The organism is Bradyrhizobium sp. HKCCYLRH2047 (genome assembly GCF_051168175.1).
Lineage (GTDB): Bacteria > Pseudomonadota > Alphaproteobacteria > Rhizobiales > Xanthobacteraceae > Bradyrhizobium.
Genome location: NZ_JBNPUM010000003.1, coordinates 205,067 through 222,453 on the forward strand (window position 1 = coordinate 205,067; position 17,387 = coordinate 222,453).

Sequence of the window (17,387 nt, forward strand, 5' to 3'; positions counted from 1 at the left end):
GCGTTATTCCACCGGACTCAGGTGCCGATCCGGAGCAATGATCGGCTTTGTTCCAGTGTCGTCTCGGCCGTGCCCGACGCATCCACCCGGAGCCAATCCAGGGCGCCGATGTCGTAGCGTTCCTGATCTTCGGCAATTCCAACCGTTGCATCGGACGCATCGTCGACTCGATGGTGGATCCGCTCCTGCCGGCTGCGCAAATCTGCGACGAGGAAGAGGCCGGCAAAGGGCACCTTCAGCCGGTTCGCGAGATCATGGATCGCCTGTCGTTCATCCGAACGTGCAAACACGGCGTCGACGATCACCGTGAAGCCTTGTGAGAGCACGCGGCCGGCCTGCGTCGTCAACTCTCGATAGACCTGTGCACTCGATGCCAGCGTATAGGCTGCAGCTGGGAGGCGTTCGGTTTCCTTCACGCCGGATAGTTGCTTGCGCAGCACGTCGCTGCGCAACACGATTGCTCCCGGTGGAGGAGCCAAGAGGGGAGCCAGAGCCCGGGCGAGCGCAGATTTTCCCGTTCCCGATAATCCGCCGACGGCGACCACCCTCGGCTCCGCCGGCCGAATGAGGCTGCGCGCAAGTTGGAAGTAGCTCTCTGCGATCCCGATGGTCGCAGAGCGGTCTGCCTCCGAGTGTTCGGCATCACTGCGGTCGAGCCTTGCAAGAAAGACTTGCGCACGGATAGCGGCCCGGATCGCCATGAACAGAGGCAGAGCAGCCAATCCACCGGTCTGGTCGGGCGCAGCGATCGAGAGGTAGCGATTCAAGAGATGGTTGGCGGCGATCGACTGCCCGAAGTGCAAGAGGTCCATCAATGGAAACGCGAGATCGTAGAGGACGTCGATCGTGGCTATCCGGTCGTCGAACTCGATGGCGTCAAACAGTACCGGCTTGTCGTCGATGAGAACGATATTTGCGAGATGGAGGTCGCCGTGGCAGCGCTTCACGTGCCCCTCTTTTGCGCGTTGCTCGAGCAGGGGACAGAGCCGTGTGAAGGCCGAGTGGCAAAGAGCGCGGAGTTCTTCGATTTGCGTAGCGTCAAATAGTGGGACGTTTCGAAAGCTGGCGACGAACGCGTCGATCCAGACTGGAAGCGACTGCGTCCACGCGTTGGACGGCATCCGGGTGGCCACGGCATGCGACGCCGCGATCGTCTCCGCCAGACGTTCGCCCAAGCCGATCTCCAATTGCTGGTGGCGAGCGAGGTGATCGAATGTCCGGCTGTCATCGAAGCGACGCATCTCGACGGCATATTCGACCGGAGTGCCGGATCCATCGACTTCGAATGATCCGTCTGGCGCCTTGGTGATGGCGACGACACGCCGATAGATGTCTGGAGCAAACGGGTGATTCATCTCCATTTCCTTCGCGCACGCTGCCTTGCGCCGATCGAGCGTCGAATAGTCCAGAAATGGCAGCCGAACGGCGCGCTTGATCTTCAGAGCGCGGTCGCCGATCAGAAACACTGAAGCCGCGTGCGTGTCGATCCGGCGGACACCTGGATGTCGGGTGGTATTGCCCAAGAAGGAGAAGACCAGTTCCTGATCGGATGGTGATGCCATGGGCGGGGTTACCACATTCACTTCAAAAGTCCGGGATAAGCACCGCCGCGCCGACGACGTCACCCCGCCTCAGGCGGGCCAGAACGTCATTTGCGTCGGACAGCGGATAGGGCGTCGTATGGGTCCGTATCTGAGCCTGCTGCGCGACATGCAGGAAATCGAGACCGTCCTGTCGCGTCAGGTTGGCGACGGACACCACTTGGCGTTCTCCCCAGAGAAGGGAATAGGGAAACGTCGGAATGTCGCTCATATGGATACCTGCGCAGACCACCCGGCCACCCTTCCGAACAGCCCGCAGAGCGGCCGGAACAAGCTCGCCAGCTGGCGCGTAGATGATGGCCGCGTCCAGAGCAACATCGGGACGCTGGCCCGCCGCTCCGGCCCATGTGGCGCCAAGTTGGCGAGCCAGATCCTGCGCAGCCTCGTCGTGCTCGCGGGTGAACGCATAGATATGACGCCCCTGCCAGCGGGCCACCTGGGCAACGATGTGACCCGCCGCGCCGAATCCGTAGATGCCAAGCCTCTCGGCTTCCCCTGCCATGACCAGGGATCGCCAGCCGATCAGGCCGGCGCACAACAGTGGTGCGGTGGCGATGTCATCCTCCAGACCATCGAGCGGGAATGCATAATTTGCGTCGACGACGGTGTGGGTCGCATAGCCGCCATCGCGCGTATAGCCGGTAAACGTCGGCTGGTCGCAGAGATTTTCCATACCACGTGCGCAGAACGCGCAATGGCCGCATGTATGCCCCAGCCATGGAATTCCGACGCGTTCGCCGAGCCTGTGCGTCGTCACACCAGGACCAATCTGATCGACATGACCGACGATCTCGTGTCCGGGGATGAGCGGATACCGGATGTCGGGAAGCTCACCGTCGTACACATGCAGGTCAGTGCGACACACGCCGCATGCCCTGATCTTGACGCGGATCTCACCGGGACCAGGATCGGGGTCCGCGAGTGTCTCGGGCTGCAGAGGCGCTCCAGGCTTTCGCAGAACCATCGCTCGCATCGGAGAGCCTCCCGGACGAATTTGCAGGGTAATAAGATAATCAGCCCGGCAATCGTTTGATGCTCATCAAGGACTTGGTCCGAATACTGCGGCCTACCGAGCAGAACCGGCAGGCGCAGTCAGGGAACGCAGCGGGGTTGCATCCGTCACCATGCTGGGATGATAAGTCGCGCTAGACCGGCTGCGGATTGAAACTAAGATCAGTCTCCGGGATTCACCCGCCTTTCACCGACTGATGTTGGACGTGCAAATGTCGACCTACCGAATGCGGAACCTGCTTTTGCCACGCTCCATCGCTCTGATCGGAGGAAGTCCGCGACCGAACTCGGTAGGGAAGGCCATCCTCGACAATATCGTCAAGGCGCGGTTCGAGGGCAAGCTTGGCCTGGTCAATTCTCGCTATCGGGAAATATCCAATATCGCAGCCGTTGGCAGCCTCGCCGAACTGGCGTTTGTGCCGGAACTGGTGGTGATCACGACGCCCCCCCCTTCGATCCCGGATCTCATTCATCGCGCAGGCGCGTTGGGGACGGCAGGGGCTTTGATCATTACCTCGGGTCTCGGGCACGGAGAGGGGTCGCTCGCCGACCAGGCCGAGAAGGCGGCGCAGAAATACGGCATGCGTCTCATCGGGCCGAACTGTCTCGGAATCATGATGCCTACCATCAAGCTCAATGCGAGCTTTTCGGCACACATGCCGGTTGCAGGAAGCCTGGCGCTCATTTCCCAGTCCGGCGCTATCGCGGCGGGGATGGTAGATTGGGCTGCTCAGCGCGGTGTTGGGTTTTCTGGAATCGTCTCGATCGGCGATCAGTTGGACGTCGATCTCGCAGATCTTCTGGACCACTTCGCGTTGGACGGTGGGACCCGCGCGATCCTGCTCTACATCGAAGCCGTCAAGGACGCGCGAAAGTTCATGTCCGCGGCGCGAGGGGCGGCAAGGGTCAAGCCGGTTGTGGTCGTAAAGTCGGGCCGCGGTGCCGTCGGTGCGCAAGCTGCGGCGACACATACGGGCGCTCTGGCGGGAGCCGATGCCGTCTATGATGCGGCTTTTCGCCGGGCCGGCGTTCTGCGGGTCTCCGATCTGCGCGAGTTGTTCGACTGCGCCGAAACGCTGGGGCGGGTGGAGTCGCCCATGGGCAAGAGGCTCGCCATTCTCACGAATGGCGGCGGGATCGGCGTGCTCGCCGTGGATCGACTGGTCGAGCTCGGAGGCGTGCCTGCCGCACTTTCGCCGGTCGTACACAACAAACTTGACGCCATCCTGCCGCCGACCTGGTCCGGATCCAACCCGGTCGACATCGTCGGCGATGCCGATGCCGCACGCTACACGCTCGCGCTCGAAGCGCTGCTCGCCGATCAAGCCAACGATGCAATTCTCGTCATGAATGTTCAGACCGCGATTGCATCCGCGAGCGCCATCGCCACGGCTGTCACCGAGTTCGTCAGTACCTATCGAAAGCAGCACCGGCGCTGGGCAAAGCCGGTTCTGGCGGCATGGGTCGGCGCGGAGCAGCCGGTCATCGAGACCTTGAGCGGGGCAGGAATTCCGAACTATCCAACCGAGGATGATGCCGTTCGCGGCTTCATGCATCTCGTTCGTCATCGGGAGGTGGTCGAATCGCTTGCCGCTGTCCCGCCGGCCATGCCGAGCTCTTTTGCGCCCGACGTCGACGCAGCCCGCGGAATTATAGCGACAGCCCTCGCCGACGGGCGGACCTGGCTCGATCCGGTCGAGATCAGTCGCCTGCTGGAGGCTTACGATATTGCGATGGTGCCGACGTTCGCTGCGTCCTCGGTCGACGAGGCGGTCGGGTATGCGGAACAGTTGTTCGCTCAAGGCACAACTGTCGTTCTCAAGATTCTGTCGAGAGATATCATTCACAAATCCGACGTCGGCGGTGTCGTGCTCAATCTCACCACGGCCGAGGCCGTGCGTAACGCGGCGAACGAGATCATGGCCCGCGCGAAGGCCCTTCGGCCCGACGCACGGATTTCCGGCGTGATCGTGCAAGCCATGATCGTCCGCGCCAAGGCGCGGGAGCTTATCATGGGCATTGCCGACGATCCGACCTTCGGAACCGTGATCGTGTTCGGCAGGGGCGGTACCGCCGTCGAGATCATCAACGACAAGGCGCTCGGTCTGCCTCCGCTCGATCTCCATCTGGCGCGAAACCTCATCGAGCGCACGCGCGTCTCACGATTGCTGCGCGCTTATCGTGATGTCCCCGCGGTCAAGCCCGATGCAGTCGCACAGGTGCTGGTCAAGCTTGCGCAGCTTGCAGCAGACGTTCCCGAGATTCGCGAACTCGATATCAATCCGCTGCTCGCCGACGAGAGCGGCGTCATGGCCGTCGATGCGCGCGTCGCCGTCGGCAGGGTTCCGCCGAAATTCAAAGGCTCTGGTCCGTCGAATTTCGCCGTTCGGCCCTATCCGAGCCAATGGGAACGGCATCTCCAGGTCAAGGACGGCTGGCGGATCCTTGCGCGACCGATCCGACCCGAGGATGAGCCAACCATTCATGAGTTCCTCAAGCATGTCACTCCGGAAGACCTGCGTCTTCGATTCTTTGCCCCCATGAAGGAGTTCACGCACGAGTTCATCGCGCGCCTGACGCAGCTCGACTATGCGCGCGCGATGGCTTTTGTGGCGTTCGATGAAGCGACAAACGAACTGGTCGGCGTCGTGAGGATTCACTCCGACTCGGTTTACGAGAGCGGGGAGTACGCAATCCTGTTGCGGTCGGATCTCAAGGGACGCGGACTCGGCTGGGCATTGATGCAGCTGATCATCGAATATGCCAAGTCGGAGGGCCTGAAGATGATCTCCGGTGACGTCCTGCAGGAGAATGTCGTCATGCTGGAGATGTGTAGGAACCTCGGTTTCGAGGTCAGAACCGATCCAACCGAGCGCGACCTTTGCAATGTCAAACTCAGGCTCTAAGCTTAGGTGTTTGGTGTCCTCTCACCGGATCCATCGGTTCAGGTCGGATGGTGGTCGTCATTGGACGGTGGCCTCGCCGCCTCGCCTTCGGAGGCGCCATGCGAGCGGAGAGTTCTGATGATCATCGTCGCAATGGGAACGATGAGCAGCGGAATGAGGCTGTTGAGCGGATAGTTGACCACGCTCGATATCCGGGACTGCAAAGCTCGTGCTTCCAACTGCAGCGAGTCCATCGCCGAGGAGTGAATCTCGTTGGCTAGTTCGAGTTCCCGGCCGGACGGTGCACGGGATGCGATGATCAGGAGGATCGCCGCAATCGCGATATTGCAGGCTCCGAGTGCTGCGGCTGCCACGACTGCAGAGGTGATCTGGACCAACGCAAGGTAGGCCGCCAGCTCGAACATCAGGAGGCCAAAGACGGCGATCAGCGCCGCAAAGGCCCGGAGGCCGAGTCCGACGAGCAGATGCCGGAGCCTGATGTCGGCAATGACCCGGTCCGTCCGCCAGAGAAGGCGCAAATGTTTAACGACATTTTCGGTATCCACTTAAGTTCTCCGCAGCAGGAGGCCAACCGCGAGCCCGAAGGCGAAGGCCGAAGCTGTCGCCGCGATCGGACGATCCCTGATCATCCGCTCCACCTGAACGTCGGTCTCACTTAGACGCATGTCTAGCCCCTCGATCGCTGCAGCGAGCATTCCGGCAGCTGGTTGCGCGTCCGGGTTGTCACGCGGCGCACCCGCGCCCCGCAACAGCTGGCTTAGCTCGCGCGTCAGGCTCTCCAACTCGGTCCGGAGCGTCGTCGGGTCGATGGCCATGTTTTGTCCTCGGGTCAAAATCACTGTAGAACGTAGCTCGGCACGATGCTTGATTTCGCTCAACCCGTTGCGCTGACGGGATTGACGCAGATCAAGCGAGGCAGATCGGCGCGATTTAGGAACGGGTGTGCCTCGGCGCGCCGAATGAGGGAGACATCCAATTGCGTGCTCATCCGGGACTTACCGCCGCGACGACGGAGGATGTGCTCGAGCTTCGTCCGAGCGGATCATGGGTGTCCCTGAACGTGGCAGAGCTCGAGAGCTTGACCAGCTCTGTCGGCAACAGCATCAACAGCGCGACTGCGGTGAAGCTTGATCTTGGAGCCGTCAGCGAAATCGATACCGTGGGGGCTTGGTTGCTTGAGAAGCTCGGCCGCCGGGCTGCTGTTGGCGGTCGGCGGGTCGAGACGACCGGGGTGGCAGAAAACTACATCGGCCTCGTCGAGGAGGTCCGGCAGGTCAATCGGCGAGCCGTCGCGCCGGCACCGAGACTGAACCCGATCCTTGCCAAACTCACCGACCTCGGTCGTTCGAGTCTGGGGGCCGCCCAGGATATCAAGGTGTTTCTGGACATGTTGGCCGCGCTGTTCTTTGCGCTGCTGCGGACGCTGCGCCGGCCGCGATCTCTGCGCGTGACCTCCCTCGTCTATCAGATGTACCGCATCGGATGGCAGGCCATTCCAATCGTGGTGTTGATCACTTTCCTGATCGGCGCCATCATTGCCCAGCAGGGGATCTTCCATTTTCGACGTTTCGGTGCCGAGTCTTACGTCGTCGACATGGTCGGAATTCTGGTCCTGCGCGAGCTTGGCGTTCTGATCGTCGCGATCATGGTGGCAGGACGGTCGGGAAGCGCCTACACGGCCGAGCTTGGATCGATGAAGATGCGCGAGGAGATCGATGCGCTGGTGACGATGGGACTTGATCCTGTCGAGGTGCTGATCCTGCCCCGTATCGTTGCGTTGATCTTGACCTTGCCAATTCTCGCCTTCATTGGCTCGATGGCTGGCCTGTATGGAGGAGGGCTGGTGGCCCAGCTCTATGGCGGCATGGGACCGGCAATCTTCATCGCCCGGCTACACGATGCCATCTCGGTGACGCACTTCGAAGTGGGAATATTGAAGGCGCCGTTCATGGCCTTGGTGATCGGCATTGTCGCCTGCAGTGAGGGACTTCGTGTGAAAGGTAGTGCCGAATCGCTGGGGCAACAGACTACGACATCCGTGGTGAAATCCATTTTCCTGGTCATCGTGCTCGATGGTCTTTTCGCCGTGTTCTTTGCGTCCATTGGAATGTAGCAATGGATGATCTTGGCGTGTCCAGCGCGATCCGCGTGACCGATCTCGTTGTCGGGTTCGGCCGGCAGCTCGTTCTGAACGATCTTTCGCTCGACGTTCGTCGCGGTGAGATTCTCGGGTTGGTAGGCGCGTCAGGCGGCGGAAAATCCGTCCTGATGCGGACGATCATCGGGCTCATTCCTCGGCGCAGCGGGTCTATCGAGGTCATGGGGACAACCCTTGGGAGCGCCGAGGAGCGGACGACGCAGGCGGCAGCGAAGCGCTGGGGAATTCTGTTCCAGCAGGGAGCTCTGTTCTCGTCACTGACGGTCAAGCAGAACGTTCAGTTTCCGCTGCGCGAGAGCCTGCAGATGTCGCAGGAGTTGATGGATGAGATCGCGATAGCCAAGCTCGAAATGGTCGGCCTTCGCGCAGAGGACGGTGATAAATTCCCAGCCGAGCTATCCGGTGGCATGACGAAGCGCGCGGCGCTGGCGCGCGCCCTCGCTCTCGATCCGGCGATCGTATTTCTTGACGAGCCGACCTCCGGCCTCGATCCGATTTCCGCCGGCGACTTCGATGCCCTGATCAAGACGCTCCAGCTGACGTTGGGATTGACGGTGTTTATGGTGACCCATGACCTCGCCAGCCTCAACACGGTCTGCGACCGTGTCGCTGCGTTGGCCGATGGCAGGATCGTGGCGATTGGTCCTATGAGCGACCTCCTCCGATCAGAACATCCATGGGTCAAAGCCTATTTTCACGGCAAGCGATCCCAGATGCTGCAACCAAAAGCGAGTTGAAAGATGGAAACCCGTGCACCCTTCGCTGTCATCGGCGGCTTCGTGCTGGCGGCCATCGTCGCAATCTTTGGCTTCGTTTACTGGCTCAACAACACCGGAGGACTCGGTCCTCGCACGACCTATCACGTGCAGTTCGAGGGCTCGGTGCCCGGCCTGCTGGTCGGGGCTGCCGTTCTGTTCAATGGAATCCGGGTCGGCGAGGTGACCGAGCTCGGTCTGGCGGCGAACGATCCGCGTCGGGTCAACGCAACGATTTCCGTGGCGTCGACGACTCCCGTGCGCGCCGACACCAAAGTAGGGTTGGAATTTCAGGGGCTGACAGGAGTGCCGGTGATCGCGCTGGAGGGGGGCGCGTCGGCAGGAGCGGCGAGTGCCGTATCGACCTTGATTGCAGAACCGGGCGCCGGACAAAGCATGACGCAGGCCGCCCGGGACGCCCTGCGGCGTGTCGATGCAGTTCTTGCGGAGAATGCAGGGCCGCTCAAAGATACGATCGCCAACCTCAAGACATTCTCAGACGGCCTTGCGCGGAATACCGGCAAGCTCGATGGAATCGTCTCGGGTCTGGAGAAAATGACGGGAGGCGGTGCTCCAGCACAGAAAGTCACCTATGATCTGAGCGCGCCGCGAGAACTGGGGCCGGTCAACAAGACCATCAAGGGGCAGCTTGCGATACCTGAGCCCACGGCCGTGGCGATGCTGCAGACTCAGCGCATGCTATTCACGCCAACAAAGGATTACCCGGGGTTCGGTGATTTCCTGTGGGCTGACAGCATCCCCAAGTTGTTGCAATCACGTCTGATCGATGCCTTCGAGAATTACGATGTGGCCCACGCTCCGCTGCGGACATCCGATCTGGGCCAGCCGGATTTTCAGCTGCTGATTGATGTCCGCCGTTTCCGGATCAATGCCGATACCGCCGCGGTGGAGATCGGCCTGTCGGCTCGCCTCGTCGACAAGAACGGCAAGGCCATCGCGTCTCGGCTGTTTGACGAAAACCAGCCCGTTGCCCGGCTTGATCCTGCTGATGCCGTGTCCGCCTTCGACGAGGCCTTCGGCCGGATTGCCAAATCGATTTTGACCTGGACGATACAGGCGCTCTGAATCGACGGGGCTATTCCAAGCTCTTCAAATACGAGAGCAGATCGTGGATCTGCGGCGGCGCGAGCTGGAATTGGGGCATGGCCGGGTGACCAGTCATGATCCCCTCCGCGAGCGCTTCGCCCAACGATTCGATCGGGTAGCGGAGATGCAGGCTGCGGAACGGAGGGGCCGGTTCGAAGGGGCTCTCTCCCGTTCGACCGATGGCGTGACATCGTGCGCAGTGGGCCTTCGCGAAAGCCTGTCCGCGTTGCTCTGCTGTCGACGCTGCGTATGACGGTGTCGCCAACATCGTGGCGGCGAGAAGGTGGCACAGAACAAGCCGCTGCATTCACGATATCCATTGGTGTTGGGAGTGGCGGCCACGATAGGGCCCGGATTGTTGGTTCGTTTGATTTGAATCAATCGGAACTTCGAGCGTCCGTTAGAATGCAACCATTCGCTTTGCGCTTGGCCCACCGGAGCCCTCGTATGAAGACGTCTCTTGTTGCAATCGATTTCCACGGGCAGGCCTGTGCCGATTGTGCCGTGCGGGGATTCAGTGTCTGTGCGTCGCTCGACCAGTTTGAGATGCGCGAATTCGAGCACCTCAGCCGCCGAGCCCATTTTGCGACCTGCGAGACGATTTTCGCGCAAGAAGATACGTCGTCCTGCTTCTACAATTTATTGGATGGGGTCATGAGGCTCTACAAGCTTCTCCCCGACGGACGCAGGCAGATCGTCGGATTTGCGCTGCCCGGCGACTTCGTCGGCATGACGACGGAGGAACGGCACGGATTTTCGGCTGACGCGATCGGTCCCGTCACCGTCTGCCAGTTCGCGAAGGGACCGTTCGGACGCTTTGCCGAGGACAAGCCGAATCTGCTGCGCCGGATGAACGAACTGGCCGTGCAGGAGCTGAATCAGGCGCGTGATCACATGGTACTTCTCGGACGCCGATCAGCCGAGGAGAAGGTCGCGACATTCCTCGTTGGCTGGAGGGATCGGCTGGTGGAGCTTCGGGGGGCCTCTAACATGGTACCGTTGCCGATGAGTCGGCAGGATATCGCCGACTATCTCGGGCTCACCATCGAGACCGTCAGTCGAACGTTCACGAAGCTCGAACGGGAGGGCATCATCGCGATCCTGCCCGGGGGCGTCTCGCTTCGGGACTCGGCGCGAGCTGAAGCAATGGCTGCTGCCTGACATCGCGGGCGAAATCCGTATTGCATTGATCTGGATCAAGGACTGTCGCGCAGCCGATAGGGAACTGTGTCTCAAACTCGAACAGGGGGAGAGAGACATGCCGCTGGACGCTATGATGGTCAGCTTTGCAGTTGTGGGGGTTTTTGTCGGGTTCGCTGCGGTCCTGCTTTGGGCTGATTCACAGACAAGGCATCGGGTGTGAGGTACAGGCTGCCCTTGGGCTGCGGCATCTTGCGCTCAGAAGAGTAGCGCTGCCGGTCCGACGGGGCGGCTGGACGACTCTCACGCGTTGCACAATGTATGCAGGGCCCGTCCCGGCGGCGTAAACGCCTCCGGCGTCGATTGGCACATGGCTTCGCCGTTGAGCGTTCGCCGCATTTTCCTGGACAATCCGCCGATCTGCCGTATTCCGAGATGCAATGAAATCGAGGATCGGTGGTCGCAAGTCCGAGGGATCGTTTTTGCTGGTGGCTGTAGGCGTGTCCATAGTCCCCTGATATCCGCGGGGCCTTGGCCACCAGCTTTGGACATTTCCCTTGGGCGGCGGTATTCGGACGCCTGGGAGATGCGGTGTGACTGAGGAAAAGCGGGCGAGCGTCCGACCTACCAATAACGGCAAACTGTCGGTGCTGCGTCAGCATCCGATTTTTCGTGAGCTCGAGGCTGATGCGGTCGATCAGCTCTGCCGCTACGCCAAGCCGACATCGCTCAAGCGCGGTGCAACCATCTTCTCAAAAGGCGATCCTGGCTCGAGCTTATATGCCGTGATCAGTGGCACCGTCAAAATCAGTGTCTCGTCGCCCGACGGCCGCAATGCCATCCTGAACCTGATCAGCGCGGGTGAGATATTCGGCGAGGTCGCCGTGCTCGACGGACGAGAACGCACAGCCGATGCAACGGCCAACACGAATTGCGAGATACTGGTCATCGATCGGCGCGAATTCCTGCCGTTCGTGAAGAGCCAACCGGTGCTGGCAATGAAATTCATCGAGCTGCTTTGCGATCGGCTGCGCTGGACCAGCGACCAGGTCGAGCAGGTCATCCTTCAGGATCTTCCTCGCCGCCTTGCCAGTGCACTGCTCGGCCTGACCGACAAGCGCAAGCTGGATGCCGCGAGCCGCACCATTGCCATCACTCAGCAGGAGATCAGCGAAATGGTCGGCATGACGCGGGAGAGCATCAACAAGCAATTGCGTGCGTGGGCCGCGCGGGACTGGGTCCGCCTCGAGCACGGGGCGATCGTTCTTCTGAATCCCGAGCCGCTACGCGGATTGGCAGAGACCGGTCAAGACGAGGACGAGTAGGGGCCGAGAGGCATTTTCCGGCGTCCTGCTGAACCGATGATGGCCGCATCCGGCCAGCGATCGATCGTGATCTTGACCGCATCCTTGGCTGGAACCTGCCGGCTGTGGGGATGGTCTTCGCGATAGGCGAACACGGTACAGAGCAGGATCCGCGAGAAGCCGAGCAGCAGTCCCGGGAATATACCCGCCATGAGCAGCGCGCTGATCGAGAACGCCCCACCGGTCGCGCGCGAGTACAGGACGGCGTTGTGGCTTGGTGGCGCCAGTACAACAGGACGGCCATCGGTTCGGGCCAGAAGGTCGCGCTGTTCAGGACGTAGGCGCGTGAAGACCGCCCAAAGGATGAGGGCTGAGATCAGCACGAGCGCCGTCACGCCCGCGATGACGCAGGCGAGATGCAGCGCATCCATCGCCGGAGATGGAGTCCGGCCATCGTAAGCCTCCCGATCGTCCGAACCGAGCGCGCGGTCTACGCGATGTCCTGAATGCGCTTAATCAGTTCTTGGTGCTTCGGACCGTATTTGTCCCAGACCGGCTTTACGGCCTTCTGGAACGGCGCCTTGTCGGCGATTTCGACGATTTCGGAGCCGGCGGCCCTGGCCTTCTCCATCGCTTCCCGCTCGTAGACCTTCCAGAGTTCGCGTTCCTCCATCTGTGCTTCGCGTGCGAACTTCTTGATCAAGGTCTGGTCGTCGGTCGACAGGTTCGCCCAGGCGCGCTTCGAGAACGCGAGGACTTCTGGAATGACGAGATGCTGGGTGAGCGAATAGTACTTCGCGGCCGTGTAGTGATTGCTGAAGACGTAGCTCGGTAGATTGTTCTCGGCCCCGTCGATCACGCCGGTCTGCAGCGCGCTGAAGACCTGATCGTACCCCATCGCGACGCCGTTGCCGCCGAGCGCGTTCATCATGTCGATGAAGATGGGATTGCCGATCACGCGAATCTTCAGCCCCTTCACGTCCTCCACCGTCCTGATGGGCTTCTTGGTATTGTAGATGCTGCGCGCACCCGAATTCATCCAGCAGAGTGCGACGAGATTTGCGCTGGCATTGGCGCTGACGCGGTCCAGAAGGTCCTGACCGATCGGACCGTCCATCATCTTTTCCGAATGTTCGATGCTCTTGAACAGGAAGGGCATGTTGACGACGTTGACGTCATCGACGATCGGGCCGAGCGCGCCGGCGCTGACCCGCAGCATCTGGATCGCCCCGATCTGGGTCTGCTCGATGGTCTCTTTCTCGCCGCCGAGTTGAGCGGACGGATACATCTGGATCGACAGCCTGCCGCTGGTGGCCGCCGAAAGCTTCTTGCCGAGGTTTTCTGTTGCTGCAACCGTCGGATACCCCGGCGGCTGAACGTCGGATGCCTTGAACACCGCCTTCGATTGCGCAAGGGCGGCCGAGATCGGCGGCAGCGTTGCAACGCCCGCAAAGCCCACGCTCAGTCTGATGAAATCGCGTCTTTTCATGGCGTCTCTCCGCCGAAGTGATCGTGTCGCCGCAAGGTTCGATGCGATCATCTCGCTAGCTTGGTTGATCGAAATACTCTGGATTCTTGGTCTGAATTTCAGAGATGTCGTCGAGCAGGCGTTCCAGATGACTCGCCATGGCAGCCCGGGCACGATCCGGATCGCGCCGTTCGATGGCCTGAAGGATTGGTTCGTGCTCTGCGATCACTTCGGCCATCCGTCCGATCTGCGGCAAGGTCAGGCGGCGATAGCGGTCGACGTGAACCTTGACCTGAACGATCAGCTTCCAGATACCGGGATAGCCGGCGACCTCGGCGATGCCAGCGTGAAACATCTCGTCGGCCTGGTGGAAGGCTTCGCGATCCTTTGCGGCGCAGGCCTCGCGCTGACGTTCGAGGGTCGCATGCAGGTTGAGCAACTGGCTCGATGTTGCATGCTCGGCCGCCATCCGTGCGGTGGTCTCTTCGAGAGACTTTCGGATGATGATGGTCTCGGGGAGTGCTGCGACCGGAATGCGCGAGACGAAGATGCCGGACTGCGGAAAGATCTCGACCAGCCCTTCGTCCGAGAGCTTCAGAATGGCCTCGCGGACCGGTGTCCTGCTGACGCCATAGGCCGTCGCGATCTGCGCTTCCGAAATCGGTTCGCCCGGCAGGCGCACGAGCGACACGAGTTCCGACCTGAGATCGGTGTAGATGCGTGACGCTGCTGTCGCGCCGCGGGGTCGACCATTGCGGCGCATGCGGGCCACCACGGGCCGTGGCGCTGCGGCCAATTTCCTCGGGGGGCGACCGGACATTTTCGTTTCCTCAACTGATATATTAATATATGAAAATCGCTTTGCAATCGAAATTGCCGTCAGCTGAGGGCTCGTGATGGTGCGCTGCGATGTAGGCCGTCGCAGGCAGCAAACACGAGCACGCAACAAAGCCTATCGTCTTTTCTTGCCGTCTTCATCTCGCCCCTAAAGGCGGATCAGCCGTCGTCGGCGGCGACTTGTCCGCGTCCAGAACCAGATCTGCGGTGATGCAGACACGTACGAATCTTGTTCATGCGAATGCCTCGCGAATGCTCTCGGCGGATGCATTCTTTGATGCTACCAATCGGGCATGAACCAGCAGACCCGCGTCGATATCCGCCATTCCACCTGCCCGCACGATTGTCCGTCCGCCTGCGCGCTCGACGTCGAAGTGCTCGATCGGAAGACGATCGGCCGCGTTCGCGGCTCGAAACTGCAGACCTATACGGCTGGCGTGGTTTGCGCCAAGGTCGCGAGATATGCCGAGCGGATTCATCATCCTGAAAGGCTGATGCATCCGATGCGTCGCGTCGGTCCGAAAGGATCAGGGCATTTTGCACGCATCTCCTGGGACGAGGCATTGGACGAGATCGCGGAGCGGTTTCTCCAGGCGGAGCGGGATTTTGGCGCTCAGTCGGTATGGCCGTATTATTACGCGGGCACGATGGGTCTCGTGATGCGCGACGGCCTCAATCGTCTCACCCATGTGAAGAAGTATTCGCGATTCTACTCGACGATCTGCGCCAATGTCGCGCGTATCGGCTTTGCCATCGGCACCGGGAAGATCGCCGGCGTCGATCCGCGGGAAATGGCGCTCTCGGACCTGGTCGTGATCTGGGGCACGAACCCGGTGAACACGCAGGTCAATGTCATGACTCATGCCGCGCGCGCCCGAAAAGAGCGGGGCGCCAAGATCGCCGCGATCGATGTCTACGACAATGAGACGATGAAGCAGGCCGACATCAAGATCATCCTGCGCCCGGGCACCGACGGCGCCTTTGCCTGCGGCGTGATGCACGTGCTGTTTCGCGACGGCTTTGCCGACCGCGCCTATATGGAGAAGTACACGGACTGCCCTGCGGAACTCGAAGCGCATCTGCAGACGCGGACGCCGCAATGGGCATCGCAAATCTCTGGCGTTCCCGTGGCCGAGATCGAGGCGTTCGCCCGTCTGGTCGGAGAGACGAAGCGCACCTTCTTCCGGCTGGGTTACGGCTTCACCCGTAGCAGGAACGGTGCCACGCAGATGCATGCGGCATCCTGCATTCCCGCGGTGACGGGCGCCTGGCAGTACGAAGGAGGCGGGGCCTTCTTCAACAACGCCGCGCTTTGGCACTTCGATGAGTCGATCATCGAGGGCCATGACGCCGTGGATCATTCCACCCGCTTCCTCGATCAGTCCCAGATCGGGCGCATCCTGACGGGAGACGCGGTGGCCCTCTGTGGAGGCCCGCCAGTCAAGGCGATGCTGATCCAGAACACCAACCCGATGACGGTGGCGCCCGAGCAGGAGCTGGTTCGCAACGGATTTGCGCGCGAAGACCTTTTCGTCGCCGTCCACGAGCAGTTCATGACCGAGACGGCGCAGATGGCGGACATCGTGCTGCCCGCCACGATGTTCATGGAGCATGACGATCTCTATTACGGCGGCGGCCATCAGCACATCTCGGTCGGACCGAAGCTGATTGATCCACCGGGTGAGTGCCGCTCCAACCACGAGGTGCTGCAAGGCCTGGCGCGGCGGCTGCGGGCTGTGCATCCGGGCTTCGAGATGTCGCCGCGCGAGCTGATCGATGCGACGTTGAAGAAGAGCGGCCATGGCGATATCGCCGGGCTCGAGGCCGATGTCTGGCGTGACCTTCAGCCGGACTTCCGCACGTCGCACTATCTCGACGGCTTCGCGCACAGGGACGGCAAATTCCACTTCAAGGCCGACTGGGCTCATCCGCCATTCGGACGCGTCATGGGCAATCCGGAGCGCATGCCGTCATTGCCCGACCATTGGGCGGTGACCGAAGAGGTCGATCAGCAGCATCCGTTCCGGCTTGCAACCAGTCCCGCACGCTCGTTCCTCAACACCTCCTTCAACGAGACGCCATCGTCGCAGGCGCGGGAAGGGGCCCCCTCCGTCATGATCCATCCGCTGGATGCAGCCCCGCTCGGCATCGTCGACGGCGACATCGTCACGCTCGGCAATGAGCGCGGACAGACCTCGCTTGCGGCCCGGCTGTTCGACGGAGTCCGGCGCGGAGTGTTGATCGCCGAATCGATCCATCCCAATCGCGCCCATGTCGGGGGACGCGGCATCAACGTGCTCACCGCCGCCGACACCGTCGCCCCGATCGGGGGCGCGGCCTTCCACGACAACAAGGTCTGGCTGCGCAAATCGGCAGGCTGACCCACTGGGGCAAGCCGAGTTATCGAAAATCCCTTCTGATTCGAGGGCCCTAATTGCCCCTCACGCCGAGGGGCGGGCGCCTCGCAGGATCATTTTACCCTTCTTTGACGTTTTACATTCTCTTCTTGAGCGTCGCTCAAAAGCGCGATATATATTTTGAGCGCTGCTCAAAATATGGAGAAGTCTCATGCAGGTTCTCGACTCTCGCGCTCCCCATTTTTTTTCGACCAATGCGCCGACAGGACTGAACGGTCTCGCGCGGTTCGCGTCTCACCTTTGGAGGGCGCGCGTCGAGCGGATCGCAAATGCTTGTGATGTTGCCGGTCTGCTGGCTGCGCGGCGAACGAGGCGGCTGGCGGGACAACGTCTGTTTCGTGCCGCCGGGCGCGAAGGGCACCGGCTGCGCCGTGGCGGCCTGTTCGGCTGCTTCCACTACCTGAGCGAACTGACCTGACCTCGTCTCAAATCCCGATCTGATGCGCAACGAAGCGGTCACCATGTCCTCGCGTCCCACCCCCTCCGTCCCGTTGCCATCGGTCTGGATAAGCCTTTTGCACACGACCTTCGCGCTATTTTCCATCCTGGTCGGCGACCAACAACAGAACGCCTAACCGCATGACCGCGTCTAACGGGATGCATCGCCGGCTCCGCCTCATTTCATCACCAACCTTCAAGACTCTTGCGATCCTTGCGGCCAAGCCGCTGCAGCACATCAGGAA

16 protein-coding genes are annotated in these 17,387 nt (G+C 61.3%); 8 read left to right on the forward strand and 8 right to left on the reverse strand.

The genetic code is table 11. The features are described 5' to 3' along the window. Window positions 1-17 precede the first annotated feature (17 nt). Together ACQR1D_RS08335 and ACQR1D_RS08340 are read right to left on the reverse strand one after the other, a co-directional pair. Window positions 18-1,562: an AAA family ATPase gene (locus tag ACQR1D_RS08335; protein ID WP_434837778.1), complete on the reverse strand. Its 1,545-nt coding sequence runs from the start codon at window positions 1,560-1,562 to the stop codon at window positions 18-20. Between the two features lie 22 nt (window positions 1,563-1,584). Beyond that, the gene (locus tag ACQR1D_RS08340) at window positions 1,585-2,574 is read right to left on the reverse strand and encodes a zinc-dependent alcohol dehydrogenase family protein (RefSeq protein ID WP_434837779.1); all 990 of its coding nucleotides are present in this window, start codon (window positions 2,572-2,574) and stop codon (window positions 1,585-1,587) included. 250 nt (window positions 2,575-2,824) lie between these two features. Between ACQR1D_RS08340 and ACQR1D_RS08345 the strand changes: the two genes are divergently transcribed. Next, window positions 2,825-5,518 carry a bifunctional acetate--CoA ligase family protein/GNAT family N-acetyltransferase gene (locus tag ACQR1D_RS08345; RefSeq protein ID WP_434837780.1) on the forward strand — a complete coding sequence of 898 codons (2,694 nt, stop codon included), beginning with the start codon at window positions 2,825-2,827 and terminating at the stop codon, window positions 5,516-5,518. Window positions 5,519-5,556: 38 nt separating this feature from the next. Here ACQR1D_RS08345 and ACQR1D_RS08350 read toward each other — a convergent pair whose 3' ends face one another. Both ACQR1D_RS08350 and ACQR1D_RS08355 read right to left on the reverse strand, forming a co-directional pair. Further along, window positions 5,557-6,063, reverse strand: coding sequence for a phage holin family protein (locus ACQR1D_RS08350; RefSeq protein ID WP_434893847.1), 507 nt, complete (start codon window positions 6,061-6,063; stop codon window positions 5,557-5,559). Next, window positions 6,064-6,333 carry a hypothetical protein gene (locus tag ACQR1D_RS08355; RefSeq protein ID WP_315803591.1) on the reverse strand — a complete coding sequence of 90 codons (270 nt, stop codon included), beginning with the start codon at window positions 6,331-6,333 and terminating at the stop codon, window positions 6,064-6,066. Window positions 6,334-6,494: 161 nt separating this feature from the next. Between ACQR1D_RS08355 and ACQR1D_RS08360 the strand changes: the two genes are divergently transcribed. From ACQR1D_RS08360 to ACQR1D_RS08370, 3 genes are read left to right on the forward strand one after another with little or no spacing between them, the layout of a single operon-like run. Next, window positions 6,495-7,631 carry an MlaE family ABC transporter permease gene (locus ACQR1D_RS08360; RefSeq protein WP_315803590.1) on the forward strand — a complete coding sequence of 379 codons (1,137 nt, stop codon included), beginning with the start codon at window positions 6,495-6,497 and terminating at the stop codon, window positions 7,629-7,631. Window positions 7,632-7,633: 2 nt separating this feature from the next. Further along, window positions 7,634-8,413 carry an ABC transporter ATP-binding protein gene (locus ACQR1D_RS08365; RefSeq protein ID WP_315803589.1) on the forward strand — a complete coding sequence of 260 codons (780 nt, stop codon included), beginning with the start codon at window positions 7,634-7,636 and terminating at the stop codon, window positions 8,411-8,413. A 3-nt stretch (window positions 8,414-8,416) separates the two neighbouring features. Beyond that, on the forward strand, window positions 8,417-9,517 hold the full coding sequence (locus tag ACQR1D_RS08370) for an ABC-type transport auxiliary lipoprotein family protein (RefSeq protein ID WP_316180045.1): 1,101 nt from the start codon (window positions 8,417-8,419) through the stop codon (window positions 9,515-9,517). Window positions 9,518-9,527: 10 nt separating this feature from the next. Here ACQR1D_RS08370 and ACQR1D_RS08375 read toward each other — a convergent pair whose 3' ends face one another. Then, window positions 9,528-9,845: a c-type cytochrome gene (locus tag ACQR1D_RS08375; RefSeq protein ID WP_315803587.1), complete on the reverse strand. Its 318-nt coding sequence runs from the start codon at window positions 9,843-9,845 to the stop codon at window positions 9,528-9,530. A gap of 140 nt (window positions 9,846-9,985) precedes the next feature. On the opposite strand from ACQR1D_RS08375, the gene ACQR1D_RS08380 reads away from it, so the two are divergent. Together ACQR1D_RS08380 and ACQR1D_RS08385 are read left to right on the forward strand one after the other, a co-directional pair. Further along, the gene (locus ACQR1D_RS08380; protein WP_434893846.1) at window positions 9,986-10,699 is read left to right on the forward strand and encodes a helix-turn-helix domain-containing protein; all 714 of its coding nucleotides are present in this window, start codon (window positions 9,986-9,988) and stop codon (window positions 10,697-10,699) included. Between the two features lie 572 nt (window positions 10,700-11,271). Continuing rightward, window positions 11,272-12,003 (forward strand): Crp/Fnr family transcriptional regulator, encoded by a 732-nt coding sequence (locus ACQR1D_RS08385; RefSeq protein ID WP_315803585.1) that lies wholly within the window; start codon window positions 11,272-11,274, stop codon window positions 12,001-12,003. Here the strand turns inward: ACQR1D_RS08385 and ACQR1D_RS08390 are convergent. Genes ACQR1D_RS08390 through ACQR1D_RS08400 form a run of 3 tightly spaced genes read right to left on the reverse strand, consistent with a single transcriptional unit; the run spans window position 11,985 to window position 14,213 of the window. Further along, on the reverse strand, window positions 11,985-12,413 hold the full coding sequence (locus ACQR1D_RS08390; protein WP_315803584.1) for a TRAP transporter large permease subunit: 429 nt from the start codon (window positions 12,411-12,413) through the stop codon (window positions 11,985-11,987). The two genes, ACQR1D_RS08385 and ACQR1D_RS08390, sit on opposite strands and share 19 nt — an antisense overlap. Window positions 12,414-12,472: 59 nt before the next feature. After that, window positions 12,473-13,471, reverse strand: a complete 999-nt coding sequence (locus ACQR1D_RS08395; RefSeq protein WP_434893845.1) for a TRAP transporter substrate-binding protein — start codon at window positions 13,469-13,471, stop codon at window positions 12,473-12,475. 55 nt (window positions 13,472-13,526) lie between these two features. After that, window positions 13,527-14,213: a GntR family transcriptional regulator gene (locus tag ACQR1D_RS08400; RefSeq protein ID WP_316180167.1), complete on the reverse strand. Its 687-nt coding sequence runs from the start codon at window positions 14,211-14,213 to the stop codon at window positions 13,527-13,529. Between the two features lie 367 nt (window positions 14,214-14,580). On the opposite strand from ACQR1D_RS08400, the gene ACQR1D_RS08405 reads away from it, so the two are divergent. Then, window positions 14,581-16,668 carry a molybdopterin oxidoreductase family protein gene (locus ACQR1D_RS08405; protein ID WP_434893844.1) on the forward strand — a complete coding sequence of 696 codons (2,088 nt, stop codon included), beginning with the start codon at window positions 14,581-14,583 and terminating at the stop codon, window positions 16,666-16,668. 187 nt (window positions 16,669-16,855) lie between these two features. Further along, on the forward strand, window positions 16,856-17,122 hold the full coding sequence (locus ACQR1D_RS08410; protein WP_434893843.1) for a hypothetical protein: 267 nt from the start codon (window positions 16,856-16,858) through the stop codon (window positions 17,120-17,122). Window positions 17,123-17,387 lie beyond the last annotated feature (265 nt).

Coding starts and splice junctions, on each gene's coding strand:
- ACQR1D_RS08395 (WP_434893845.1), bottom strand. CDS start 13,471: ATGAAAAGACGCGATTTCATCAGACTGAGCGTGGGCTTTGCGGGCGTT.
- ACQR1D_RS08375 (WP_315803587.1), bottom strand. CDS start 9,845: ATGCAGCGGCTTGTTCTGTGCCACCTTCTCGCCGCCACGATGTTGGCG.
- ACQR1D_RS08340 (WP_434837779.1), bottom strand. CDS start 2,574: ATGCGAGCGATGGTTCTGCGAAAGCCTGGAGCGCCTCTGCAGCCCGAG.
- ACQR1D_RS08355 (WP_315803591.1), bottom strand. CDS start 6,333: ATGGCCATCGACCCGACGACGCTCCGGACCGAGTTGGAGAGCCTGACG.
- ACQR1D_RS08335 (WP_434837778.1), bottom strand. CDS start 1,562: ATGGCATCACCATCCGATCAGGAACTGGTCTTCTCCTTCTTGGGCAAT.
- ACQR1D_RS08345 (WP_434837780.1), top strand. CDS start 2,825: ATGTCGACCTACCGAATGCGGAACCTGCTTTTGCCACGCTCCATCGCT.
- ACQR1D_RS08365 (WP_315803589.1), top strand. CDS start 7,634: ATGGATGATCTTGGCGTGTCCAGCGCGATCCGCGTGACCGATCTCGTT.
- ACQR1D_RS08380 (WP_434893846.1), top strand. CDS start 9,986: ATGAAGACGTCTCTTGTTGCAATCGATTTCCACGGGCAGGCCTGTGCC.
- ACQR1D_RS08410 (WP_434893843.1), top strand. CDS start 16,856: ATGCAGGTTCTCGACTCTCGCGCTCCCCATTTTTTTTCGACCAATGCG.
- ACQR1D_RS08400 (WP_316180167.1), bottom strand. CDS start 14,213: ATGCGCCGCAATGGTCGACCCCGCGGCGCGACAGCAGCGTCACGCATC.
- ACQR1D_RS08370 (WP_316180045.1), top strand. CDS start 8,417: ATGGAAACCCGTGCACCCTTCGCTGTCATCGGCGGCTTCGTGCTGGCG.
- ACQR1D_RS08390 (WP_315803584.1), bottom strand. CDS start 12,413: ATGGATGCGCTGCATCTCGCCTGCGTCATCGCGGGCGTGACGGCGCTC.
- ACQR1D_RS08405 (WP_434893844.1), top strand. CDS start 14,581: ATGAACCAGCAGACCCGCGTCGATATCCGCCATTCCACCTGCCCGCAC.